At 46.4% G+C, this 23,809-nt stretch carries 20 protein-coding genes and 1 rRNA gene; 9 read left to right on the plus strand and 12 right to left on the minus strand.

Annotated features, from left to right (window positions below; all coding sequences use genetic code 11):
- From GZ78_RS26325 to epmA, 3 genes are all read right to left on the minus strand, one after another.
- Positions 1-942, minus strand: a 16S ribosomal RNA gene (locus tag GZ78_RS26325); the annotation flags it as partial.
- Positions 943-1,519: 577 nt separating this feature from the next.
- On the minus strand, positions 1,520-1,999 hold the full coding sequence (locus GZ78_RS26330) for a periplasmic substrate-binding domain-containing protein (protein ID WP_034843178.1): 480 nt from the start codon (positions 1,997-1,999) through the stop codon (positions 1,520-1,522).
- A gap of 48 nt (positions 2,000-2,047) precedes the next feature.
- Entirely contained in the window at positions 2,048-3,037 is a 990-nt protein-coding gene (gene epmA / locus GZ78_RS26335; protein ID WP_034843181.1) for an EF-P lysine aminoacylase EpmA, read from the minus strand.
- An 85-nt stretch (positions 3,038-3,122) separates the two neighbouring features.
- On the opposite strand from epmA, the gene GZ78_RS26340 reads away from it, so the two are divergent.
- Positions 3,123-3,680 (plus strand): hypothetical protein, encoded by a 558-nt coding sequence (locus tag GZ78_RS26340; RefSeq protein ID WP_034843184.1) that lies wholly within the window; start codon positions 3,123-3,125, stop codon positions 3,678-3,680.
- A 50-nt stretch (positions 3,681-3,730) separates the two neighbouring features.
- Here GZ78_RS26340 and efp read toward each other — a convergent pair whose 3' ends face one another.
- Positions 3,731-4,300, minus strand: coding sequence for an elongation factor P (gene efp / locus GZ78_RS26345; protein ID WP_034843186.1), 570 nt, complete (start codon positions 4,298-4,300; stop codon positions 3,731-3,733).
- Between the two features lie 29 nt (positions 4,301-4,329).
- Between efp and epmB the strand changes: the two genes are divergently transcribed.
- The gene (gene epmB / locus GZ78_RS26350) at positions 4,330-5,385 is read left to right on the plus strand and encodes an EF-P beta-lysylation protein EpmB (RefSeq protein WP_081870070.1); all 1,056 of its coding nucleotides are present in this window, start codon (positions 4,330-4,332) and stop codon (positions 5,383-5,385) included.
- Positions 5,386-5,438: 53 nt separating this feature from the next.
- Here epmB and tnpA read toward each other — a convergent pair whose 3' ends face one another.
- Complete coding sequence (gene tnpA, locus GZ78_RS26355) at positions 5,439-5,891, minus strand: IS200/IS605 family transposase (protein ID WP_034843188.1); 453 nt, start codon at positions 5,889-5,891, stop codon at positions 5,439-5,441.
- A gap of 100 nt (positions 5,892-5,991) precedes the next feature.
- Between tnpA and GZ78_RS26360 the strand changes: the two genes are divergently transcribed.
- From GZ78_RS26360 to GZ78_RS26375, 4 genes are all read left to right on the plus strand, one after another.
- Entirely contained in the window at positions 5,992-6,255 is a 264-nt protein-coding gene (locus GZ78_RS26360; RefSeq protein ID WP_034843190.1) for a hypothetical protein, read from the plus strand.
- A gap of 390 nt (positions 6,256-6,645) precedes the next feature.
- The gene (locus GZ78_RS26365; RefSeq protein ID WP_034843191.1) at positions 6,646-8,325 is read left to right on the plus strand and encodes a hypothetical protein; all 1,680 of its coding nucleotides are present in this window, start codon (positions 6,646-6,648) and stop codon (positions 8,323-8,325) included.
- 373 nt (positions 8,326-8,698) lie between these two features.
- The gene (locus GZ78_RS26370) at positions 8,699-8,944 is read left to right on the plus strand and encodes a hypothetical protein (protein WP_034843194.1); all 246 of its coding nucleotides are present in this window, start codon (positions 8,699-8,701) and stop codon (positions 8,942-8,944) included.
- Positions 8,945-9,280: 336 nt separating this feature from the next.
- Positions 9,281-11,296: an EAL domain-containing protein gene (locus tag GZ78_RS26375; protein WP_034843196.1), complete on the plus strand. Its 2,016-nt coding sequence runs from the start codon at positions 9,281-9,283 to the stop codon at positions 11,294-11,296.
- On the opposite strand, the gene GZ78_RS26380 is transcribed toward GZ78_RS26375, so the two are convergent.
- The 4 genes from GZ78_RS26380 to GZ78_RS26395 form a co-directional block, all read right to left on the minus strand.
- Positions 11,293-11,631: a hypothetical protein gene (locus tag GZ78_RS26380; protein WP_034843199.1), complete on the minus strand. Its 339-nt coding sequence runs from the start codon at positions 11,629-11,631 to the stop codon at positions 11,293-11,295. The genes GZ78_RS26375 and GZ78_RS26380 overlap by 4 nt on opposite strands.
- A gap of 374 nt (positions 11,632-12,005) precedes the next feature.
- A complete protein-coding gene (gene ltrA / locus GZ78_RS26385; RefSeq protein ID WP_201772812.1) occupies positions 12,006-13,577 on the minus strand; it encodes a group II intron reverse transcriptase/maturase in 1,572 nt (523 codons plus the stop codon).
- Positions 13,578-14,050: 473 nt separating this feature from the next.
- Positions 14,051-15,271 (minus strand): MFS transporter, encoded by a 1,221-nt coding sequence (locus GZ78_RS26390; protein ID WP_051786583.1) that lies wholly within the window; start codon positions 15,269-15,271, stop codon positions 14,051-14,053.
- A 4-nt stretch (positions 15,272-15,275) separates the two neighbouring features.
- A complete protein-coding gene (locus GZ78_RS26395; RefSeq protein WP_034843202.1) occupies positions 15,276-16,556 on the minus strand; it encodes a tRNA lysidine(34) synthetase in 1,281 nt (426 codons plus the stop codon).
- A 1,137-nt stretch (positions 16,557-17,693) separates the two neighbouring features.
- On the opposite strand from GZ78_RS26395, the gene GZ78_RS26405 reads away from it, so the two are divergent.
- Positions 17,694-19,025: a hypothetical protein gene (locus tag GZ78_RS26405; protein ID WP_051786584.1), complete on the plus strand. Its 1,332-nt coding sequence runs from the start codon at positions 17,694-17,696 to the stop codon at positions 19,023-19,025.
- A 310-nt stretch (positions 19,026-19,335) separates the two neighbouring features.
- Here the strand turns inward: GZ78_RS26405 and GZ78_RS27950 are convergent, their stop codons facing one another.
- From GZ78_RS27950 to imm45, 3 genes are all read right to left on the minus strand, one after another.
- The gene (locus GZ78_RS27950; RefSeq protein WP_081870066.1) at positions 19,336-20,211 is read right to left on the minus strand and encodes an IS4 family transposase; all 876 of its coding nucleotides are present in this window, start codon (positions 20,209-20,211) and stop codon (positions 19,336-19,338) included.
- On the minus strand, positions 20,208-20,717 hold the full coding sequence (locus tag GZ78_RS27955) for a hypothetical protein (protein WP_051786586.1): 510 nt from the start codon (positions 20,715-20,717) through the stop codon (positions 20,208-20,210). The genes GZ78_RS27950 and GZ78_RS27955 overlap by 4 nt, the downstream gene beginning before the upstream one ends.
- Before the next feature lie 86 nt (positions 20,718-20,803).
- Entirely contained in the window at positions 20,804-21,154 is a 351-nt protein-coding gene (gene imm45, locus GZ78_RS26415) for an Imm45 family immunity protein (RefSeq protein WP_081870067.1), read from the minus strand.
- Positions 21,155-21,271: 117 nt separating this feature from the next.
- Here imm45 and GZ78_RS26420 point away from each other — a divergent pair, with 117 nt between their 5' ends.
- Positions 21,272-22,024, plus strand: coding sequence for a transposase (locus GZ78_RS26420; protein WP_161787503.1), 753 nt, complete (start codon positions 21,272-21,274; stop codon positions 22,022-22,024).
- A 328-nt stretch (positions 22,025-22,352) separates the two neighbouring features.
- The gene (locus tag GZ78_RS26425; protein WP_201772813.1) at positions 22,353-23,777 is read left to right on the plus strand and encodes a Fic family protein; all 1,425 of its coding nucleotides are present in this window, start codon (positions 22,353-22,355) and stop codon (positions 23,775-23,777) included.
- Positions 23,778-23,809 lie beyond the last annotated feature (32 nt).

A 23,809-nucleotide genomic window follows, 5' to 3' on the forward strand; every position in this document is an offset into this window, starting at 1 on the left:
CACCGCTTGTGCGGGCCCCCGTCAATTCATTTGAGTTTTAACCTTGCGGCCGTACTCCCCAGGCGGTCTACTTATCGCGTTAGCTTCGTCACCAAGTCTGCAAGAGACCCGACGACTAGTAGACATCGTTTACGGCGTGGACTACCAGGGTATCTAATCCTGTTTGCTCCCCACGCTTTCGTACCTCAGCGTCAGTGTCAGACCAGAGTGTCGCCTTCGCCACTGGTATTCCTTCCTATATCTACGCATTTCACCGCTACACAGGAAATTCCACACTCCTCTTCCGCACTCTAGCTGATCAGTTTTGGATGCAGTTCCCAGGTTGAGCCCGGGGCTTTCACACCCAACTTAATCAGCCGCCTACGCACGCTTTACGCCCAGTAATTCCGATTAACGCTTGCACCCTCCGTATTACCGCGGCTGCTGGCACGGAGTTAGCCGGTGCTTCTTCTGCGAGTAACGTCACAGCTGCACGGTATTAACGTACAACCTTTCCTCCTCGCTGAAAGTGCTTTACAACCCTAGAGCCTTCTTCACACACGCGGCATGGCTGCATCAGGCTTTCGCCCATTGTGCAATATTCCCCACTGCTGCCTCCCGTAGGAGTCTGGGCCGTGTCTCAGTCCCAGTGTGGCTGATCATCCTCTCAGATCAGCTACGGATCGTCGCCTTGGTAGGCCTTTACCCCACCAACAAGCTAATCCGACGCAGGCTCATCCAGTAGCGCAAGGTCCGAAGATCCCCTGCTTTCCCCCTTAGGGCGTATGCGGTATTAATCCGGATTTCTCCGGGCTATCCCCCACTACTGGGCAGATTCCTACGTGTTACGCACCCGTCCGCCGCTCGTCAGCAACTAGCAAGCTAGTTCTGTTACCGCTCGACTTGCATGTGTTAGGCCTGCCGCCAGCGTTCAATCTGAGCCATGATCAAACTCTTCAGTTTAAATCGTGTTGTTTAGCCGAAGCCAAACTGCTCAATCTTACAATTAAACGTCACATTTATTTAACTCTCTGTGAGAGAGCTGAATTAACGAGTATGTTCACTTGCTTGATCAGCATTTTAAATCATTCAAAAGCGCTCTCTATTGAGAACAACTTTTGTTGACTGATGCCATTCGCACAAGCGCCCACACGAATTGTCTGATAATTTGTTAAAGAACTGGATTAGAACCGGAAGGTTTTAATCGGCTGAAGCAGCAGTCAGTGCCGTTCAGCGAGGCCGCTATATTACCGCGACCGTTTTCGTTGTCAAGCGCTTGTCTCTACTAAAGAGTTAAAGCCGCTTTCAACCCACCAAACTTGCAAACCCTGACACTTAATCAGTGTTGCTTTTCTTGTTCAGCGGCGGCGCATTTTACATTGCTGCATCAAACTGTCAATCAATTTCTGGTTAATTGCGTCTGCTGCTTCTTAGCAGTGGAAGTTTGCGCCGGAGAAGTGGAGCGAATTATACGGCTGAAACCAACTATGACAATAGAGGGTTAATACCTAATACTCATTCTACGGATATAGACAACTGATCACTCCAGCGACAAATGCCGGCTGTAGACTCGCCCCATCAAGTTTTCCCCTGTGTAGCCTTTCACTTTCGGGCTCACCAAACGAACATTCTGATGATGCATCAGGGGAATAGCGGGAACATCCTTCATTATTAACTCTTCGGCTTCAGTGTAAACAGCCATTCTCTCTGCCGACTTTCCGGGAAAACCTCTACCAAGCGTTAACAACTGATCGTACTCTTCACTGTTGTAAAGGCTTCTGTTACTCACCGCCTGACTGTGGAAGACGCTCAATAAAGCAGCAGGATCTTTATAAGGTCCAATCCATTGAACAACGGCAATCTGATAGTCCTTGTTGTTGAGGGTTTGATAATAATGTTGCCTTTCATACCCTTTGAGTACTGCTTTAATGCCCAGTTTTTTTTGCCACTCCTGACCTGCAGCAATAGCCAGAAAAGCAGCAAGCAGGAGCGTGCGAATAACCAGCGAAAAAACAGTCATTTTTCATTATTATTCAGACAGAGTGCTTCAGCCTGACAATCTTTTTGTTCAAGCTCTGAGAAAGTCGAATGCCACTACATCAGCAATCTTCTTCTTATTCAGCATCAACATCAGTAGGCGATCGACCCCCATGGCCACGCCAGCGCAATCTGGCATGCCTGACCTAAGGCCTTCCACCAGATAGTGATCATATGGATAAACAGGTCTGCCCTGCTCTTTACGTTTAAACTGCTCTGCTTTAAAACGTGTCTGTTGCTCTTCAGCATTGGTCAGTTCGTGATATCCATTAGCGAGTTCAACACCATTAATAAAGAGTTCGAATCGAGCAGCCACCTGCTCACCTTGATCATTAGTATGAAGCCTGGCCAGTGCAGCCATACTGGCTGGATAGTCGTAGACATATACGCCTTTCAATTCACCGGCCTCACTGATACCCAACTCCGGCTCAATCATGTTGGAAAACAGCAAATCCAGACAGTCATTTCTTTCCAGCCCCACCAGCCCTTCATCTATATGCTTTTTAACCAAGGCTGAGAGTTCATCATCCGATGCAGCATGAGGGTTCAGCCTCAGTTTTTCCTGGAAGACCTCTCCATAACTGACTCTCCCGACCTCCTGAAAACCTATAACTGAAGACAGGAGTGCCGTCATGTCATCCATTAATTGATGCTGATCCATGCCAAGCCGGTAATACTCCAGCATGGTGAATTCAGGATTATGCCGTCCGCCCGCTTCACCATTGCGGAACACCCGACCCAGAGAATAAATATCACCACTGCCTGCAGCCAGGAGCCTCTTCATTGGAAACTCGGGCGAAGTATGCAGATAGCAGGGTTGCTCTTTACCTCCACCAATAGGCAAAAAGTGGGTTTCGAAACTGTCGATATACAGATCGACTGTGGCATTGGCAGAAAGCATGGGAGTTTCAACTTCCATCACATTTTGCTCGTCAAAATACTGTCGAACTCTGCCAAGCAGCCGAGCTCTTTTCTGCAGTGTCGAGATTGAGGCAGAGGGTTTCCAGTTATCGGATGACATGCAAGTCACACTCCATTGGTCGAAATAAGCCCCTCTCAGGCTTTCTATACTGAAGTCACTGTTAACCGTGACAAGGACGTAATCAATGAAAGCAGTAACAAAAATTCTGGCTGTTGCCGGCTTTTCTCTTATCACAAGCGCCACTATAGCCTGTGAACGCTATAAAGATGCCCAAGCGATGGGTCATAACAAATGCTCTGTACCATCAGGCCGTTACATCGTTTCAGGCAATCTGGGAGATTCAGATCGCTATTCCGCCACACTGTGGGTAACAGGCTGTCAGGTGAATATGGTGATCGAAGATCGTACCAAACCCAATAATGCAGGTGACTATCTGATTACCCGAAATCGGATCCACGAATCCGATGCCAGACCTATGCGTCATAACAAGAAGGGCAAAGGGCATGGTCATGAGAAGCATAGAGGCTTTCACGGCAGACAGGGTGGAGCCAAATTATGCCGTGGAAATACCGTCAACTTCAATTTTGGAGAAGGTCATATTGCCATTGCCAATCCGTCAGACCTGATGGGTGAAGTTCGTCTGGAATATAAAGAGGAAGGAAATTACCTGACTGGCAGCATCAAGCTGGGTGAAGAGAATACCATTCTGAATGATGCAACGGTTGATCTGTTTAAACAATAACGGCTAATGATCAGGGTCGATAGCCGTTGCTTTCGACCCTGTCGCTTATCTTACTTCACACGACCCACGTACTCACCGTTACGGGTATCAATCTTCAGCACTTCACCTTCAGTAATAAACAGTGGCACCTTCACAGTAGCACCAGTACTCAGCTTGGCTGGCTTGGAACCGCCCTGAGCGGTATCACCTTTCAGACCCGGATCCGTTTCTACTACCTGTAATTCAACAAAGTTAGGCGCAGAAACAGAAAGAGGGGATCCGTTGTACAGGGTTACAGAGTATACTTCCTGCTCTTTGAGCCAGTCGATGGTATCACCCACGGCATCCTTACTGGCAGCGTGCTGCTCGAAAGAACCGTCGGTCATCATGAAGTGCCAGAATTCACCGTCGGCGTATAAGTACTCCATGTCATAGTCCATCACGTCTGCGGCTTCGATGCTTTCACCAGACTTGAAGGTACGTTCCCAGACACGATTACTCATCAGGTTACGGAACTTAACCCGGTTAAAGGCCTGACCTTTACCTGGTTTTACAAACTCGTTTTCAATAATGACGCAAGGATCACCTTCCAGCATCACTTTGAGACCTGAACGAAATTCGTTGGTACTATAACTAGCCATCGGACACTACCAGCAAAATGAAAACCCCTATGATAACCCGTTACGAGGGCGGTGTGCATACTGACAAGCTATCAACCCGTCTTTTGCTCCCTGAAGAGCGAACTGCAAGCTGGAAAAAAGTGCTATCAGATTCTGTAACAGAGCCTGAGGAGCTGCTCAAAATCCTGAGTTTGCCAGAATCTCTTCTGTCTGGAGCAATTAATGGCAGTAACAGTTTCAGCATGCGCATTCCCCATCCATATATAGACCGGATGACAAAAGGTGACCAGTTCGACCCCCTGCTCAGACAGGTTCTGCCTCTGGGGGAGGAGTGTGAGGACGTCAGCGGTTTCAGTCTGGATCCCCTGGCAGAGCAGTCTCAAAATCCTGCTGAAGGTATCATTCATAAATATCGGGGGCGACTGCTGCTGATAGTCAGTGGTGCCTGTGCTATTAACTGCCGTTTCTGCTTTCGAAGACATTTCCCTTATGGAGATAATCAACTGGGCGGTGACAACTGGATGCAGGCTGTGGAGTACATTCGTTCACAAGAAAGTATTCATGAAGTTATTTTGAGTGGTGGTGACCCACTGGCCGCCACAGACAGCAGGCTTGCTCGGATGGTGGATGCACTGTCTGACATTCCGCATGTCAAAACGCTCCGTATCCATACGCGTCTGCCTGTTGTGATTCCCCAACGAATCACTGAAGAAATGCTCCAATGGTTTTGTGGAGGAAGGCTCAAGCCCGTCATGGTCATTCATTGCAACCATGCCAATGAGATCGATGAACAGGTTGAACAGGCGCTGAAAAAACTCAGAAACGCGGGAGCCACCTTGCTAAACCAGACGGTTTTGCTCAAAGGCGTCAACGATAATTCAGACTCATTGGCCGACCTGAGCCACGCGCTCTTCGCTGCCGGAGTCATGCCTTACTATCTTCACCTTCTGGACCGGGTACAGGGAGCCGCCCACTTTGACGTACCGGAAGAAAGAGCCAAAGTGCTGATCACTGAGCTGATGCATCAGTGTCCAGGATATCTGGTTCCCAGATTAGTCAGAGAAGTAGCCGGAGAGGCTAGTAAAACACCCATACCGATTAGTTAACTGACCTCCGGCAGAGCCGGAGGCTTATTAGATGACGCCCCCTCAAAGGGCTTTTATTGCGCCCGAGGGCGCGGCTCAAAACCAAACCTTAGCTGATCACGTGATTCATCATTTTTCTCTTCATTCCGGATATATTCCCTAACCATATCTTCATCAAGACCGACGGTACTGACGAAATATCCTCTTGCCCAAAAGTGCTCACCAGAAAAATTCCGTTGCTTACCTTTGAAGTGCCTCGCAACAGCTATTACACATTTTCCTTTCAGATAACCAACGATGTAGGAAACAGAATATTTTGGTGGAATACTGATGCAAATATGTACGTGATCTCGCATCAAGTGCCCTTCTACAATTTCGCACTCTTTTCGCTTAGCGAGTTCGTGGAATATTGTCCCCAAAAACTTTCTCAAGCTTCCATAAATGGCCTTCTGCCTTTTTTTGGGAATAAAAACTACGTGATACTTACAATCCCATCGAGTATGGGTCAGACTTTTGTAGTCTGGCATAAGTTAAACCTCTTGGTTCTTGGCGGAACCATCGAGGTTAGCTACCGAAGCCTCGGTATAACCTATGCGAGTCTCCCCGACATAGCCGGGGGTTTACCTAATGATTAATTATGGCGACGTAGAACAATGCATTCTCTATCTCCGCCGCTTTTATAGCGAAAATCCGGTCAAATATCTCCAGCCGCTGCTGGATAAACTGGATCACGAATACCTTGTGCAACAAATGGCTACCGCTTTTGATTCCACACCGGAAGCTGAGGAGCTTGAAAGCCGTCTGGAAGAAGCTACTGAACGAGCCAAAAGCCTGGATACTGGCAAAAAAGCACCCAAGACCTTCCTAAAGAAGAAAAGCAACTATGGCTAAGACGTATTAATGAGGCTTGGAACTTAAGAAAATCAGTCAACTGGAATGAGCCCGTTTCCTGAAAGAATAACTGTTTATTACCTGACGACCTTAAACAATTTCTTCTATCCTCATTTTCTATTTTGGAATTAGCACGACAAGTGGCTGGAGCCTTGCCTGCTTTCACAATGCACCGCGAAACAGATGACTCATTATTTAGCCTGGTTGGATAGATGACTTCAATAAGCAGTACCTGACGAGGAAGATGAAAACCTATAATCAGAGCCGACAATATCTCACAAAATCTGTCTGTAATTCTGCTCGAATCGAACTGGATTCTTTTAGCCTCTGAATTTAGTATATAGGCTAGCCCTAAAGGGTTTTAAACGGGCAGATATTCAGGATAATTCCATGGACGTGCAGAATGAAAGGATTCCGCTGCAGCTCCCTCTTCAAAGTCTGAACAGTTTATCGTTCAGTCAAACGGATGTGCATGCGGTTCATCAATGGCTCAGCAAGCTCTCTAAAACAAATAGCCCTTTGTCGTTCAAATTAATGAGACAGGCTCTGGATGAACTGGCTCGCCTTAAAGTACCCCCTTCGATGCACTGGTCTCTGGTCGAGCAATTTAGACCCGTCGTTCATTATTTAATCCATCAAAGTCAAAGCCAGATTCTGAACAATCTGGTCACGTTTAATAACTCACAGCTGGAAGAATACACCGCCTGTCTGGAGCTTCTACTGAAACTGCTGACGGTCTACAAAACCATTGTCGGCATCAGTCTGAATCAACGAGATACCAGCAGCCCTGTTGTTGCTGCTGCACTACACAGGGCTTTAGCTGAAAGTGCCTCTATATTGCTTTTTACCTGTGAATACTATCGGCCCGCTCCTGACCGTTTCTGGTTGGAAATGCACACCCTATACTCTATTGCCAGAACACAGCATCTGGATACTTTCAGTCTCGAAGACTCCATCACCACCAAAGCCAGAAAGCTCTCTCTTTCAGATATCTATAAACGCGTACTGTTACTGAGTCGCTCCCGATCCAATCAGCTAAGACCTCAGGAAACCAGACAGATTTTTAAGGCTCTCTGCCTTTGGGCTCCCCATAGCAAACTGGAAGCAGTAGAAAATAATCGGTCACACTTTGTAGTCAATTTGGATTCGGATGAAGGACTGCTCTATAGCTCTCTACAAGATGGAGAGAAAAATGATCATCTGTTGGCACTGGACGCAAGACTACTGACAGCACACCTGAAAAAACTGAGCGAATCTGTTTCAGAAGAAAAACCCGGAGCCCTTCCCAAACGAGTCGTTGATCATCTGGCCACGGCCTGGAGTCCTCCGGGGCAGCGCAAACATAAACGGCACAACAGCTCAAACACCTGTGAGATCTGTTTTGGATTCAGTGCTGTTCACTATTTTTTACACGATCAACAAACATTTGATGAAATGGTTTCCGGGCATACGGCTAAGAGCCAATCCAGTAAAAGTCGTTTCTCCTCCAAGAACAACAGTGATGCCTGGTCAGAAGCACACGACGCTCACCCGGATGAAGATGCAAGAACTACCAACAGCCCATTACCCATTCACTTTACTCGATCTGGAAACCAGGGCGCTCTGTATCCTGTTTATAACTGCTCAATCATCAACACCTGTGCAGGTGGCTACTGCCTGAGCACCAGTGCAGGTCTTGAACGCCAACTACGCACCGGGGAGCTTCTGGCTATCAGAGAATCCGGGCAAAAGAACTGGTTACTGGCTGCCGTTCGTTGGGTTCAGGTTAATGATCAAGAAGGCCTTGTTCTGGGCCTGGAGCTCCTTTCCGCCTCTACCAGATCCTGTGCTATTACACCACTGAAGAAAACCATGGACTCCAGTCACTATCAGAGGGCATTCCTACTACCCGCTATACCCCCCATCAATGATATGCCTACTTTGATCACACCCAGAGTTTCTTTCAAAAACGGACTAAAATTCATTCTTATCCAAGGAGGAAGAAGTCGAAAGGGGCAACTACTGGAATGCGTCTCCAGCTCACCGGGCTACAACCAGTTCAAGTTTCGATTACTCGAAAACCAATACTAGGAGGCTGACCGAGAATAGCGTCCGAGCATAAAATTTAGTAGAACGAGTCAGCTTTTTCACTGGATTTGTGCGAATAGTTGACCTATTTAAGCAAATCCAGTGGAAAAGATGGCCGTTCTTTCTGGATTTTAGGCCGGACTGTCTATTCTCGGTCAGCCCCCCAGGGAAGGGGGAGTTCCTAAACACTGACATCCAGTCACTGCCAAGCAAGAACTGTCTGCTCCAAACTAATAGCTTCTATACTTCTTCGATTTAACCCAGAAGATCGAAACAAGGCGGACGGGTGTTCTTAAACCATTCTTCGAAGTATTTGCTAATTTTTCTATTTCTCTTTCTCTTTCTCCTGACCGGTTGTACAACCACCCAGGACGTTATGGATTCCTGGCAGGGTCGTCACATCGAACAGGTCATCAGCAACTGGGGGGCTCCCGGCTCCATGCTTCAGCTTGAAGATGGCAAAAAAGTGTACAGCTGGGTCTCCAACTGGGGTTCTGCTTATCTGATGAGCACTTGTCGCCAGTCGTTTACTACATCTTCTACAGGCATCATTCAAAACTGGCGGTATACAGGGTGCCCACACTGGCAGTCCATCTCAATGGATAAAATCAAACAGCCTTGAGTCGTCTTACGCTCAAACACTCTACTGAGCGCCAGCATGGATTTGCCTTCTTTGTACCTGATTATTTTCCAACCAAAAATCATACTTTCAAGAATAAAGCAGCCCTGTAACATCCCGCCTGCTGATTAACCCACTCCACACTACTTATGACAGAGCAGGTAAACCCGTAGTAAGATAACTTCTCCAGTTCTGTGCCGTATCAAAACAGTGCGTTCTGGAAGGAGTTTTGTGCAGAATGGATGCAATACGCAGAAGCAAGGAGCCTGTCAGACTGAGTAAGAAAAATCTTTTTTTGTCATTCAAAAAGATTTCTCAATAATTAAAAGCGCTGCCATCATGAACAATAATAAACAGCCAGTACGCCTACTGACCCTTGAGACTTCCAGGAACGAGGCTGAGCGTTGGGTCAAACTTTTCCGCAACTCCGGCCTTCCGGCCAGGGTACAACAAATAGACACTCTGGATGATCTTGAAGAGGCCCTGACCACGGGCCTGTGGGATTTGCTGCTCACCGTTGAAGAAACCCCTATGCTGAACGCTGAACAGGTTTTATCCAGCGTTCAAAGATTGAAATTAGACATCCCGGTCATCGTTTCTGTTCAGGACAGCAAACCCGACGTGATCAGGCACTGGCTGGAAAAAGGCGCTGGCGATGCGATTCATCACACTCATGAAGAACATATGTTGCATGCCATTCTCAGAGAAAAAACCGGTCAGGAAAGCCGGCAGCAATTACAAAAACTTCAAAAAGAATTGAGCGATCTGGAGCAACGCTGCCAGCTATTGATGGATAACGCCTCTCAGGCTATTGCCTATGTTCATGAAGGCATGCACATTGATACAAATCCATCCTATATCGAACTGTTTGGCTATGAAGATCCTGACGATCTGGCCGGTATGCCACTGATTGATATGATTGCCACCCAGGATCAACCTCTGTTTAAAAACCTGATAAAACATTTCAAACCGGGAGATGAACAGCCCGCCGTGGAATGCCAGCTGATGAGCGCTGAAGGTCAGGCATTTCCGGCAACCGTGCTGTTATCTGATGCGGTATTTGATGATGAACAGTGCATTCAGGTTCTGGTCAAAGCCAGTACTCCTGTTTCTGTAACCACGACGGTTGCTCACCAGGAAGAAGGGAGCATTCTGGTGCCCCGCAAGCTATTTACTGCTCATCTGAACACGGATCAGGAACCAGAAACCCTCGCCTATTTCAAACTCGATAACTACGACTCCATTCGAGAAAACATTGGTATTGATGGCAGCATAGCGGTTCAGGAAACCATCAGCCGGCTGTTTTATGAGCTGCTGCCTGACAGCACCGCAACGCACTATGGCGACGAAGTTTATCTGATTAATATTCACGAAAAGAATATTGCCGCCCTAGAGCCCTTACGGGAAGCTCTTGAAAAAGAACTGATTACTGCAGGACAGCAGACACTCTATTCCACAGCCAGTATTGGACTGGCCGAAAGAGGCCAGGAGTGCGATGGCCAGACATTACTGGAGCGCGCCTGTTTTGCCTGCCAGATGGCAACAAACGACGGCGGCAATAAGCTCGAGTTCTTCTCCCAAAGTGCGATTGATAACCAGAAAGCCAGCAATGGCGACACAGTTGCTATCATTCGTCAGGCTCTTGAAAACGACAGCTTCCGTTTGCTATTCCAGCCTGTGATTAGCGTAACCGGTGATGGTCAGGGCTATTATGAAGTTTTGCTGCGTCTTCTGGATCAAAAAGGCAAAGAAGTCCCTGCGGGTGAATTTATTTCTGCTGCAGAAGACAGTGACTTGATGCCTTTCATTGATCGTTGGGTTATCCGCCAGTCTGTGAAACTGCTCTCCAGAAAACTTAGAAATGGTGATGATACCCGTCTGATGATTCACATCAGTCAGGCCAGCCTGGATGATGAAGAGTTTGCTGACCGCTTATCCCGTTTATTAGAAGCAGCCGACGTTCCTGGTCATATGATCATTCTGCAAATGACCGAAAGGTTGATTCACCAACATCTTAATCAGGTTATGACGTTTGCTGAGCGTTTAAAGCCTGTGGGTTGCAAATTTTCTATGACTCAGTTTTCCGGTGAGTCACGCTCCATGAAAATCATGGAACATCTGGATCTGATGTTTGTGAGGCTGGACTCTCTGTTCACAGAAAAGCTAGAGCGCAATGACGATTCTTATCTCAAGAAAGCCACCAATAATCTCAAGAGCCTGAACAAGGTTATTATCATGCCCAGAGTGGAAAATGCCCAAACGCTGACCAGTATTTGGCAGCTGGGCGTTGATTATGTGCAGGGGCACTACCTGCAGCCCCCTCTGGAGTCTATGACATACGACTTCAGCAGCTAGTAATGGCTTAAGAATAGTCCCGGAATAACTTCCGTGTTTCCGTCATTCCCACGTAGGTGGGAATCCACCACTAACAGTGGATCCCCGCCTTCTGGTAAGTGCTGGTAGGAAATTCTGGCCAGATTGTTTGTGGTTTGCTCAATGCCCTGGGTTAGTGGGTCTTCGCCCCGGCCCAGAGTTTCCAGGGCAGTGAAGAGAAGGTGAGCGTCAGGTTCTGGTTTATTTGCTGCGAGTGGGGGCACCTCCCAGTCATCGTCAATATCAAACTCGTCAAGGTTAGCTGATGGTGTCAGAGGGGCTGTTTTTGCAGGAGCATGGGTGGGCGATTGTGACATCGGGGGCTTTTGTTTGTTTTCTTCACGTTGTCGTGTTTCTGCTGCGTCTCGTTCCGCTATTTGCTGTTCCAGGTCTTCAAGGTGGGCGTTTGCAGCGGCTACTTTCTGCTTTGCCTGTTCGATCTCTGCCAGTGCTGCCCGGGATTCCCGAATCTTTTCTGCTCTCCAGTCTGCTCGATAGATACTGGCGACATCGCTATTAAGCAGCTCAATAAATCCCGCTAACCAGGCCTCTGTGTTGCCGGTCAGTTGTTCTCGGGTGTGATCGCCGTAAAGGGTTGATTCACCTACAGTTTTCAGAAAACCTTCAGTTCATCACCCCTCCGACACAGATCCGTACATGCACTGCTAATGCATACGGCTCCTACCGTCAATCAGACACACAGTCGCTGATTTGGATATGGGTGTGTAAGCATGCTGCTCGGGATGAAGTATTTGATGAGCTTCGTCATCTTTGTCCACGTCAGGGTGTGGCGCTGGCTGCGCTTTCGCAGAGCCCTTAACCAGTAGCGGCAGATTTCCCTCCGAAAGAGGTTTATCGCTTTCAGGTTTCCGGGCACCGCAAAGTAGTTATTGTGTCCTTGTACGACACTTTTTAACCACTTCCCCTGCTCGAAGACATCCCTGTGACGATTTCTCAGCAAGATCTGTTTGATCTCCTTCAGCTTGGCTGTCAGCTTTTTCGCACTGGTAAATCGTTTTACCGTAAAGCCCCCATCTGAGCGCCTTGTGGAGCAGATATGCGTAAAGCCCAGAAAGTCAAATGTCTCCGGTTTTGGCCGGTTCTTCTGCTTTCTGTTACTTGTCGCAAATCGACCAAACTCCAGTAATCGAGTTTTACCTTTATTCAACTTCAGACCAAACTTTTCCAGTCGTCTGTGCAGTAACCCCGTAAAATGGAGCGCGTCTGACCGATGCTGGAATCCCATCACACTGTCGTCCGCAAAACGGACGATGTAGCCCTCACCTCTGACCTGCTTCCTGCGCCACTGGTGAGCCCATAGATCCAGAACATAGTGGAGGTAGATATTCGCCAGTAATGGGGAAATAACCGCCCCTTGAGGTGTTCCAAGTCTTGTTCTGATCTTTCGGCCATCGTCGACGACTCCAGCTCTGAGCGTCTGCTCTACGAGCCGGAGTATTCTTTTGTCTGCAATTCTGTGCTGCAGGAATTTCATCATCCAGCCATGATCGATTTGATCAAAGAACCGGCTGATGTCCGCATCCACTATCCAGCTAACCTTTCGGGTGGTAATCGCCATGTACACTGCGTCCAGTGCCTGATGTTGATTTCGTCCCGGCCTGAAGCCATAACTGAACCCAAGAAAGTCTGCTTCGTAGATTGCTTCCAGCACCCAGACCAACGCCTGCTGCACCACCTTGTCTTCTACTGTGGTTATCCCTATTGGACGACGATCGCCATCCGCTTTGGGTATCCAGATTCGAAGCACGGATTGGGGTTTATAGGCTTGGGTATGAATGCGTGTGTGAAGTGCTTGCACTCGTTCAGCCAGATTTTGGCCAAAGCATTGCCAGCTTTCACCGTCGACCCCTTTGGACGCTTTCCGGTTCAGACGATGGTATGCCTTCACTAGCAACTCAGGGGTAATATGATGAAGCAGGTTGTTGAATTGCAGCGACCGATCCCGCTTTGCTGCTGTATGTAGACGTGATAGCCCTGTCGTCCATCCTTCTGCACTCTGTGTTACAGTCTGGATCGGCTTGTCACGCTCTTTTTGACGGTTAGTTCCCTTCGCTCCACCGGCTCCGCCGTGGTCTGGTGTGTTTACCTGCACTTTGTTCGCCAGTTTCCTCACTACTATGAAACTATCTGACTCCCTGCTTGCGTAAGCGTCCAGTCTTCGTCCACAGACTTCACCGAACCTGACCCACATGGAAAAGTGTGAATCACAGACAGGGTCTCCCGAGTTCCGCGCAAGAGACATCGATACATGCACCAGGTCTAACGACTCCGGAGAACCAACAAGGGCACTTGCAGTAACGCACTCTTGTTGTATTGCCTTCCCAATCACCCAACGTGGTCGGCGTTCTCGATAATGGTTTCGGAGCTCAATACTGAGCCTGCATCTTCCCCTGTCAACGCTTAACCATTGTCATTACTGACAACCGCCCATGACTCGGGGTTCCGGCGGTTTGCTAGACCTTACCGGATGAAGGGCTTTCACCTTCAATTTCTTGCCGATTTATCTCGGCGCACTGGGTGTCCCTTTATGTTTATGGACGGCATCAAGTCTCTTGGAATAGTCTCTGTTTTCAAACAGAGGCTATCTTGTTTTCAAGCGGCTACAATTATGGTGGTTTGGATGAGTAAACCTGCCCAGTCGCCCAAGCAGGTTTAACGAAACTCGCGAAATGATTACCCACAAAGTTTCACGATTAACCCTTTACGCCTCTACCCTCACTCAACCCGCTCCACCGACTGATGTGACCGAACCTCTTCGAGTTTTTTACTGATACTTTTGCTGACAAAAATTGATAATAGGGTAGAGAAGCTTAGAATTAAGAACAAACCACTTGATGTAAATAACGACACCAAAGACAATAGTGATGCTCCTAATAACGCTTGGTAGCTTCTTGAAATCAAATCTGACGCTGCAATAATTTCACTAAACATTTCAGAAGGTGTCAGCTCCTGGCCTGACGTGTAAAGCGCAATACGCAGTAATGACAAACCAATAAAAATAAGGACAGTACCTGACGTGTAATAAACTAACTGGTAACTACCAGCCCCAAGACCCCATATACATGTCCCAGAGCACACTAAAATAGCGCCGTATGTAAATAGTTGGTTTATTTGAGCTATTTTAAATAGTTTGCTTGCTACAGCATTACCTACCAGAAGTGCAAAGGATGACACTATTGAAAAGTAGGCGAGTATATCTGAGTAGTTCGATATGAAAGACAGGTCTATCATAGACACAACGGACTCATAATTGTTGGTAATTATGAATGTTGAAAGAATTTGGTACGCAACCATTGTTGTCAGTATAAATAACCTGAACATTAAAATATTACGCTGAGTTTTATCTTTAAATAGAAATTTAACGCCTTTATAGCTACTGTTGCTGCTTGTTTTTTTGCCCCAATCATTGATAAAAAGTAAAGTTACTGCAGAAAGAAAGAAGCATATAGCCTCTATACCAAACAAAATTTCTATAGATAGCAGTTTAATAATTATTGCTGCGATAAAAGGCGCCAGTAAACTAAAGATAACAAATATAGATTGTTGTTTGGATATGAACTGCACCCTTTCTTCTGATACCAATAATTCTTGATATGCACTTCCTCTAATGGCGCTATTTAGACCAGAACAAAATGACAAGATAAGCGTAATGACAACAACTTGGTATATATTTGTACAAAGAATGGCTGATAAAATTGTAATAACTCGAAGTACATCTAGCGTTATGCACAAAACTTTATTAGTTAAAAAACCAATCAACTTAGGCAAAAAAACAAAAACAAGCATACTAGAGAGAAGACGAATAGATATAATCAACGTCGTTTGTGATGCTGAGCTTGTAATCGCATAGGCCAAGCTGAGTATGCCTATATCACTAATAGTGGCACCAAATACAGATAAGGTATCTGATGCCAATAGCTTGTTTTTACTTTCCATACTTTTATCTTACTGGCCTAAGTATTGAAATTTCGCCAACCTCAATCAAGTGTGAGCAGTGGTTGCATACATGCTTATATTTACGCTGATCGACATCTTCTCCATACGCATGCGTGTAGGTAATATTGCAGTTTTCACATGTATCGAATCTGGGTTGTTTGATTGCATAGTTATCGGTCAGTCTTTCAAGAGATTCGAACATATTGAAACCTAGACCAGGCCATACAGACGATAATAAATCGGTCATGAAGTAATTGATATCTCTATTATGATCGCCTCTGTCATAATCTGTAGGTGACCCCTGTTTAGAGTGTGTCTCTGGTGCCACGAAGTTCAAGTAAAGCGTTAACTCTTTCTTGGTAATTGTCCATAAAGGGGACACATGCGTAAACTCTCCCCAAGTCCTTATTGGAGCAGTCTCGCCAATTAAAGTGCCTAGTGTATATGAGCGAAATACACTAGCAAGAAGATCCTCAAAGTGGTAACCAAATGAAATATTGAATACGCCTCGCTCTCTAGCGAATCGTTCAATACAGGAGCGCATAACATGATGCCAGAGTGTTATAGAGTGACCTCGCCCTTCGGTGGTTAATACTTTTTCTATTGCAGTTCCAAAGCCGTTCTTGAACCGCATTGTCTCATTAACATATTCCAATGGAAGTATTGTGTAGTCAGTTACATCAAGATTCGTGATCGCTTCTTTTGCCCTCTTCATGTCCTCTGGTGCAGCTACTGTTTCAGCGACAGTGACGCCGATAATGTGATGTTTTGGAAGCCTGTCTTTGTTTATACGGAGAAGGTATAACAAAGCTAGACTATCCCTGCCACCAGATAGCGCTAGAACAATACTCCCTCCCTCTTTAATGAGAGATTTATCCATTACTCCTTGAACAAACATATCGTTGACATATTGAATAAATTCTTCTTTATTGAATTGGGTTTCTTTAAGATCGCAGATGCCGGAATCATTGAACCAAAGTACATTTTTGGTGTACACGGATTCCGAATTTTCTGGAGTTGCTTCAACGCTTCCATCCTCCCAAAGCCTGAGGGTTCGACAATATTCTGGAAGCTGATAAGCCCTCACCATATCAAGCACTACTTCTTCTGATTGTTTGATGATATATGTTTGATCATCAATAATTTCATTGTTAACGTAACAGATTATTGAGTCCCTAGGGATGTACTTTTGTTTTAAAAATTGTCTTAACGGGGTGCCGGCAACCGCATTAAGAGCATGTACCTGATCAAGTCTATCTTTTAGTAACACTTTAACTGGATTCATGTTTTTTCATTCTTTTCATTGAGAAGCCTGCTCAAATAACTGCCAAGAAATCTATTAGATAGATATATCAACCTTTTATATTGATGGTACTTTTGTTTCTATAAATAGAGTGTATTTGCAGCAAGTACACTCTAAAATACCGATCAATTTTTAGATAATAAGCATGTCATTGTATCTAAATACCAATTATTTTGTTCGCAATATATCGCAACTGCGCTCCTGAATCATAAGTGAAAAATATTAAATGTGAGCGTTTCCATCACTAATGCTCATTAGTAGTTTCGCATCGCGTTTAATTCTACCTTGAATCATCTTGTTAATTGAGCTGAAACACACTTCATTTGGAGTGGCTTTAAAAAGTTTGATTGGTTGCGGATTACGAGAAAATATAGGCTGATGAAGTTTTTGAGCTGTAGATTGCATTTATTAATCCTACGCATTTATTAATCTAACGACATGTTAGAACGTTTAGTTTCTAGTTCAATATCTCCTGTAATTCAATAAAATCAAAAAAAAAAGACAAATAAGAGGCATGACCGGCAGTTGGGGCATGCAGCCAGATCGCTCGCAATGGCTTGATATTGCTAGACTGACACAGGCGGAAAGCGATAAGACGGAAGCGGCAAGCAGGGTTCTGCGAAACATTGTTATTTACCTTATTTATTCGCAAAGACGACATCTGACCAACACAACTCAAGGCAAGCGGCTTCAGCCGCGCGCCGAAGGCGCGTCGGCTGGAAGCCTGTCTTTGGGGTGCCAGGGATGCCGGGCGGGTGGGGAGTAGCCATGGACAGCCCGGCACCAGACTAAAGACCTGAAACTATTAAAGTCACATTGTGACTATAAAAAATAAAACGACACCGACAGACTTGTTTGTGAAAATAATTACATACAAATGTAAAGAGACACAAAAAGCAAACAGCCTTACTCCCATCTGCAATAAGCCTGATACCTACAAACCAAAACATTATAATTTGGATAACCAAAAATACTATAATTGGTAGTGCAATTTCACAGCAATTCCCGCTTAATTGATTCCGATCAATAGTACCAAGGGATTAAGGCTGACTCGACAATCAGGAAATTGTAAACTTTCAACAAGATTATTCCAGATTTTATGTGTGTTGTTATTTTACTATGCCGCCATCCAATCGAAAGACTGTTGCTGAAAAACTGATCACCATTGTCTCTAAAGAAGCTTCGAAAATTCCTGATTTTCGCAAAAGAATCAATGAGGATTCAATTCCACTTCATGACGCCATCATGAGCGGTCTTGCCGTCATGCACTTGAAGTATCCGTCACTGCTTCAGTTTGACCGTGATTCTGTAAAAAAACCGGATAAGTTACGTAACCTGAAATCGTTATACAGAGTTGGACAAGTCCCTTGTGACACCTACCTTCGGGAGATGCTTGACCCCATTGAAACTCGCTATTTCCGCAAGTTCTTTACCCGGCTGTTTGCTTTTGTGCAACGCTCCGGGCGCCTCAGGCAGTTCGAATATTTTGACGAAGGCTATCTCGCGCCAATTGATGGAACTGGACATTTCAGCTCAGGTAAAATTGACTGCCCGGAATGCTGCGTAAAAAAGCCAGGTAGCAAGAATCCTCAGTACTATCACCAGCTATTAGCTTGCTGTCTGGTAAAGCCGGGCAAAAAGGAAGTACTCCCTTTAATGCCGGAACCCATTATTCAGCAGGTGGATGCCTCAAAGAATGACTGTGAAAAAAAGGCGTTGAAACGACTTCTGTCAAACATATCCAGAGAGCACCCACACCTTAAGCTGGTTCTGAACTTCGACGATCTTTACTCCGACGGCCCGACCATCAAGCTGGTGAAATCCCACGGATACAGCTTCATCATGGTGGCAAAGGACACTTCGCATACGTCGCTTTATGAATCGGTTGACGAACTGGATAAGGCTGACAAAGTGAAACGCTATCAGTTTACCGATGAAAAGGGTCATAAGCATTGGTTCCGGTTCGTGAACAACGTCTCCATCAACAAGTCTCATAAAAAGACACTGATCAACTACCTCGAATACGTCGAAACTGATCCGAAAGGCAAAAAATACGTCAACACATGGATAACCGATATTCAACTCACTCAGGAGAATGTGGCGAAAGTCATGCGAGGAGGCCGCGCTAAGTGGAAAATTGAGAACGAAACCTTTAACACGCTAATAACACAGGGCTACCACCTCGAACACAATTACGGGCACGGAAAGCAACATCTGGCGACCAATCTGGCCTGCCTGACGTTCAGCGCCTTCCTCATCGACCAGATAGAGCAGCTGGCTTGCAAGTTCTTCCAGCAGGCTCTTGAAGCAAAGAAGTCCAAAAAAGCGCTATGGCATGCGATCAGGGGATTATTTGACTGGTTCACCATCGAAAACTGGGAAGACGTGTTTGCAGCGATTACTGAAGGCAGGAGTGCCAGCTTAAAGCACCTGGTAGTTGATACCACGTAGCAAAGATACTGGTGGCCCTGATTTCCTGTGTTTAGAACTTGCTGACAGATTGGCTGATTAAGCAGTCGGGTGTTGTTCGGCCCGAATAAATGGCATCAAAATAATCTATTGGATCGAACATTTATTAATGGTCAGCGGGAATTGCTGGCAATTTCACAAACATGAGGTAAGCATGAAAGTTGCACTCACCAGCCCGACCACGGGCGAAGTCCATACCCTGGGCGCTACCATCCATAACCGTGTGGGCTTTAGCCTGAAAGGCCATCTCTACCTGACCGTAGAGACCCGCCCTGACTTCAATGGCACTGACTTAAGCCGCTTTTCGTTGGTATACCTTGAGTCTACGAGCCTGCGATCTTGGATGCTGGAGTCTTTTATAAGGCTTTGGTCGTCTTTTTACCGCTCTGGGCTCACTTCGACCTGGCCGATTCCTTACAACATGCTCTGATGCGATCTGCACCATGTGCTTTACCATCTTTGATAACAAGGCTGTCTCTGCCTGTAGCAGGAGAACGTGGAACTCCTGAAGGGTTTCCTGTGCTGCTTTGAAGCTGATCTCCCTGGGCTGGTTCTTCAACTCTGTCGCTGCGCGTGCCATTAATGCACGTATCAGGTTGTAAACCAGCAGGTGTACGGTGATTTCTTTTCTGACCATCTCTGGTGTTTTGCAACGTAGTACATCCATCTTCATGAGGCTTTTGATGGATCTCAAATCCAGTTCAACATGCCAGCGCGCCAGATAAAGGCTAATGATTTCTGATCGTGGATACTTTTCTGCATCCAGCAGCGTAGTGACGATTATACGTTTTTTATTCTTGACCACCCTGATTGTCAGCTCACCAGGCACCCACCGATCATAGTACTCACGGCTCATCCACTCTGGCCGGGGCGGTTTTGTCAGGCGGATCAGTCCGTCTTTTTTCCCCAGCTTCTGGTCGCATTGCCTGAAGTCTACATGTCGGGCTCCATTTTTCTCACAGACCGCATCAATGCCCTCTATCTGAAGAAATGCGAGCAGAAAATAATTTTCAAAGATGGCATCACCCAGAAAAATATCTCCGGCTTTAAGCTGCCCCACAAGCTGTCTGAGCAGGGCGTTTTCGCCAGTTTGTTTGCCTTTGTAAGAGGCAATAGCGTAGCCCAGTACGGCACCACTGCCTGATGTCGTGAGGACTTCGATTCTCAGGAGCGGATTTCCAACCCCTTTTTTTGCGAACCGTGTTGAGGGTACGCTTCCTGGTTTTCATCCGTGTCAGGCATGGAGAGTGTCGAGCCATCGGCGATGACGACTCGACGATTAAACCAGAGCCACGATTCAGGGCTGGCACTGTCCAGGTTCTGACCGGACTCGGTTAAGAGCGTCATAAGACTCTCTTCGGTGAGACGCTGTCTGGCTTTGCAGTAACCACTGTTGCTCGTTTTATTGGGTTCGCGCTCCATGGCTATCTGGTCTCTTGCATCAGCAATCAGGGCGTGACGGCAGGACTTATTCTCACTGGCTACCTGGTGCATAAACAGGCTGAGGGTCTTTAGTGGCGGGAAGTCTCTGACTCTGCCGCCTGTGTACTGTGACTGAAAAATATCAAGGTTCTCTTTGGTGAGTATGTCAGAGAGCTTGTCGCAGCCAGTCAGTGCGTATTGTCTGAGGAATTCGTCAGCGAGGCTGAGATATTCTGAGCTAAACTTGGTCATGGCTTGCTCGGGGAGGGTTGAAATTCATATGACTTTTATAGTTGTTTTTCTTCTTGAGCAAGCCTTGGTATTTCAGGGAGGAAGGCTTAAGTCAGTGCCATTGATATAGGCTCTGCATTATAGCCTTCAGATACATAAACCTCTGATACAGGACATTCAGGGTATACCCATTGGGACCAGTTCTTGATGAGCCAGTTCTTCTCGATAGAGTGCCTGTAAAGGTCACCTTTAGTTGATGATTCTTTTGGTAGTAACACTAGAATCAAGCCTGCCTTATACCCAGAGCTAACCATTAAGCCTTGTCCTCTGTCTGTTATAGCGGGGTCATAAACCATAAAGTCGACCAAATTTTCATAAGGATATTTTCCCGGTAGCCTGAAAACAGTGCCATGTGGAAACCAGTCCATATTGCAATCAACAAGTTTTATCCATTCCATTACTTAACCCCTGAATCCGTGAGTTTACCATCACTAAATCCACTAAAAACTCAGTCGTACCAGTACCTGTAGGCTAATATTTGCTCATCCCTATTTTCACCTTATAAGTGCATTTTTGTGGAACTTAAATTTGAGCAATCTGACACTGAGTTTTATACGCCGGCAGCCGGTCTCTGTTTTGTCGGTCATGCCCTGAACCAGAAAACATCTCTAAGGAAATCGCTGCGCTCTATCAAGAAACGTCACGGCATTCCTAATATTGATCTGGTGCGGGCTTTTGTCGGCTTATTGGCTTTGGGTAAAACTGATTTTGATGCTATTGATAACTATCGCCATGATGACTGGTTCAAGCGCAGTATGGACATTAAACAAATGCCTTCCGCCAGTCGCTTGCGCCAGCGGTTTAATGAAGATGCCACTCAGTTGATCCCCTTAATTGAAGAAGCCCTCCCCGAGCTATTGGTCGAATTGGATGCACCGATCTCTCCACTTTCAAAAGAACTCGATCACCTTCAGCACATTCCGCTGGATATAGACGTTACTCCGCAGGATAACAGCAAAACTCAAAAAGAAGGTGTGCAATGGACCTACAAGCACTTTCATGGCTTTACCCCCATTATGTCTTATGTGGGAACCGAGGGATGGTGTCTAGGCGCTGAACTACGTCCTGGTTCACAACACTCACAAAACGACTTCGTACCCTTCTTGAATACCGTATTACACAGACTTCGTCGTGTTACTCAAGCTCCGGTATTGCTGCGACTCGACAGTGGCCATGATGCAGNCTCACTGGCTACCTGGTGCATAAACAGGCTGAGGGTCTTTAGTGGCGGGAAGTCTCTGACTCTGCCGCCTGTGTACTGTGACTGAAAAATATCAAGGTTCTCTTTGGTGAGTATGTCAGAGAGCTTGTCGCAGCCAGTCAGTGCGTATTGTCTGAGGAATTCGTCAGCGAGGCTGAGATATTCTGAGCTAAACTTGGTCATGGCTTGCTCGGGGAGGGTTGAAATTCATATGACTTTTATAGTTGTTTTTCTTCTTGAGCAAGCCTTGGTATTTCAGGGAGGAAGGCTTAAGTCAGTGCCATTGGTTCATACTCCTACTCTTCCAGCTCCAGCTCCAGCTCCAGCTCCAGATTCAGATTCAGGTATTTAACCCATAAGATAAGAGCGAATCGCGCCACACGAGCGGCACAATTATGGCGCAATTAGATAAAATGCGCCATAATTGTGCCAAAGGGCTTCAGAATTGCGCCACATCCATGAATACTCTCTCTGATTTATACCAAGCTATTGTTCAAGCCAACAAGCCAGTCTCTATTTCTGAACTGCTAGCCGCTCATCCAAACCTTACCCGCCGTACAACCCAGCGTTGGTTAAACAACTTACTGGCCGACAATAAGATCGCTGCTGTTGGTGAGGGGCGCGGCAGGCGATATCAGGCATTGAGCTTGTCCCAGGCAAGCCAGAATGATTATCAGCCTGAGGATTTTCCTGCATTTATTCCACTGTCGGCAGACAGTAAAGATATTCTGGCGTATATAGAGCAACCAGTAGAGTCCAGACACCCCGTCGGCTATCAGCGAGAATTTCTGGATGCCTACCAGCCCAACGAAACCTATTACTTATCAGCCCCCATTCGCCAGCAGCTCTGGCGCATGGGTGACACCAAACAGACATCGCAACCCGCTGGCACTTATGGCCGTGCAATCCTGGATCGCTTTCTGATTGACTTATCTTGGGCATCCAGTCATCTGGAAGGCAATACCTACAGCCGCCTTGATACTGTCCGACTTATTGAGGAAGGGCATGCTGCGGAAGGTAAGGCCGCTATCGAAACTCAGATGATTCTGAATCATAAGTCTGCCATAGAGTTGCTGGTTGATAATGCTGAAACCGCATCATACAACCGCTTTACCCTGCTTAACCTTCACAGTTTACTGTCCGAAAACCTGTTGCCGAATCCTGCCGATGAAGGCCGGATTCGACAGCATCAGGTAGAAATCGGGAAAAGTGTTTTCAGGCCACTGGCAGGCGAAGTGCTTATCAGTGAGTTACTCGATATTCTGTTGCAAAAAGCCAGTCGGATTGAAGACCCGTTTGAACAGTCTTTCTTTATGATGGTCCACCTGCCCTATCTGCAACCCTTTGCTGATGTGAACAAACGGACTTCACGTCTGGCAGCCAACCTGCCATTAATCCGGACGAACCTCTGCCCTCTTACTTTTCTGGATGTCCCGGAACAAGCCTATAGCCGTGCGACGCTGGGTGTTTATGAAATGACCCGGATTGAATTATTACGTGATCTCTATCTGTGGGCTTATGAACGCTCAACGCAGGAATACCTGGCCATCAAGCAACAGCTGGCTGAGCCTGACCCATTACGGCTCCAACACCGAAACCTGATTAAAAAAATGGTCAATGAAATTGTTCTCAGTCCGGATTCTGACCCTATCGATCTGATTGAAGCCCTGCTACCAGAAGATATTCAGGAAACCTCACGCTCAGATTTGTCATCGCTGATTATTGAAGAGTTACGCCGTTTACACGAAGGTGTATTGGCCCGTTATGGCTTAAGACCGTCCCAGTTTAAACACTGGCAGGAAGTACAAAAGGGACGTTAAAAAGGTGCAAAACGTACCAAAACCGTTACAGT

This window comes from Endozoicomonas numazuensis (genome assembly GCF_000722635.1).
GTDB classification, from domain to species: Bacteria; Pseudomonadota; Gammaproteobacteria; order Pseudomonadales; family Endozoicomonadaceae; genus Endozoicomonas_A; species Endozoicomonas_A numazuensis.

What these genes read in the sequence shown, in the direction of transcription:
- GZ78_RS26330 (WP_034843178.1), bottom strand. Translation starts at nt 1,999, where the DNA reads ATGACTGTTTTTTCGCTGGTTATTCGCACGCTCCTGCTTGCTGCTTTT.
- GZ78_RS26360 (WP_034843190.1), top strand. Translation starts at nt 5,992, where the DNA reads ATGATTAATTATGGCGACGTAGAACAATGCATTCTCTATCTCCGCCGC.
- GZ78_RS26390 (WP_051786583.1), bottom strand. Translation starts at nt 15,271, where the DNA reads ATGGAAAGTAAAAACAAGCTATTGGCATCAGATACCTTATCTGTATTT.
- epmA (WP_034843181.1), bottom strand. Translation starts at nt 3,037, where the DNA reads ATGTCATCCGATAACTGGAAACCCTCTGCCTCAATCTCGACACTGCAG.
- GZ78_RS26340 (WP_034843184.1), top strand. Translation starts at nt 3,123, where the DNA reads ATGAAAGCAGTAACAAAAATTCTGGCTGTTGCCGGCTTTTCTCTTATC.
- GZ78_RS26380 (WP_034843199.1), bottom strand. Translation starts at nt 11,631, where the DNA reads ATGTCACAATCGCCCACCCATGCTCCTGCAAAAACAGCCCCTCTGACA.
- GZ78_RS26370 (WP_034843194.1), top strand. Translation starts at nt 8,699, where the DNA reads ATGGATTCCTGGCAGGGTCGTCACATCGAACAGGTCATCAGCAACTGG.
- epmB (WP_081870070.1), top strand. Translation starts at nt 4,330, where the DNA reads ATGATAACCCGTTACGAGGGCGGTGTGCATACTGACAAGCTATCAACC.
- ltrA (WP_201772812.1), bottom strand. Translation starts at nt 13,577, where the DNA reads ATGTCTCTTGCGCGGAACTCGGGAGACCCTGTCTGTGATTCACACTTT.
- GZ78_RS26395 (WP_034843202.1), bottom strand. Translation starts at nt 16,556, where the DNA reads ATGAATCCAGTTAAAGTGTTACTAAAAGATAGACTTGATCAGGTACAT.
- imm45 (WP_081870067.1), bottom strand. Translation starts at nt 21,154, where the DNA reads ATGGAATGGATAAAACTTGTTGATTGCAATATGGACTGGTTTCCACAT.
- GZ78_RS26375 (WP_034843196.1), top strand. Translation starts at nt 9,281, where the DNA reads ATGAACAATAATAAACAGCCAGTACGCCTACTGACCCTTGAGACTTCC.
- efp (WP_034843186.1), bottom strand. Translation starts at nt 4,300, where the DNA reads ATGGCTAGTTATAGTACCAACGAATTTCGTTCAGGTCTCAAAGTGATG.
- GZ78_RS26365 (WP_034843191.1), top strand. Translation starts at nt 6,646, where the DNA reads ATGGACGTGCAGAATGAAAGGATTCCGCTGCAGCTCCCTCTTCAAAGT.
- GZ78_RS26405 (WP_051786584.1), top strand. Translation starts at nt 17,694, where the DNA reads ATGCCGCCATCCAATCGAAAGACTGTTGCTGAAAAACTGATCACCATT.
- GZ78_RS26425 (WP_201772813.1), top strand. Translation starts at nt 22,353, where the DNA reads ATGGCGCAATTAGATAAAATGCGCCATAATTGTGCCAAAGGGCTTCAG.
- tnpA (WP_034843188.1), bottom strand. Translation starts at nt 5,891, where the DNA reads ATGCCAGACTACAAAAGTCTGACCCATACTCGATGGGATTGTAAGTAT.
- GZ78_RS27955 (WP_051786586.1), bottom strand. Translation starts at nt 20,717, where the DNA reads ATGACCAAGTTTAGCTCAGAATATCTCAGCCTCGCTGACGAATTCCTC.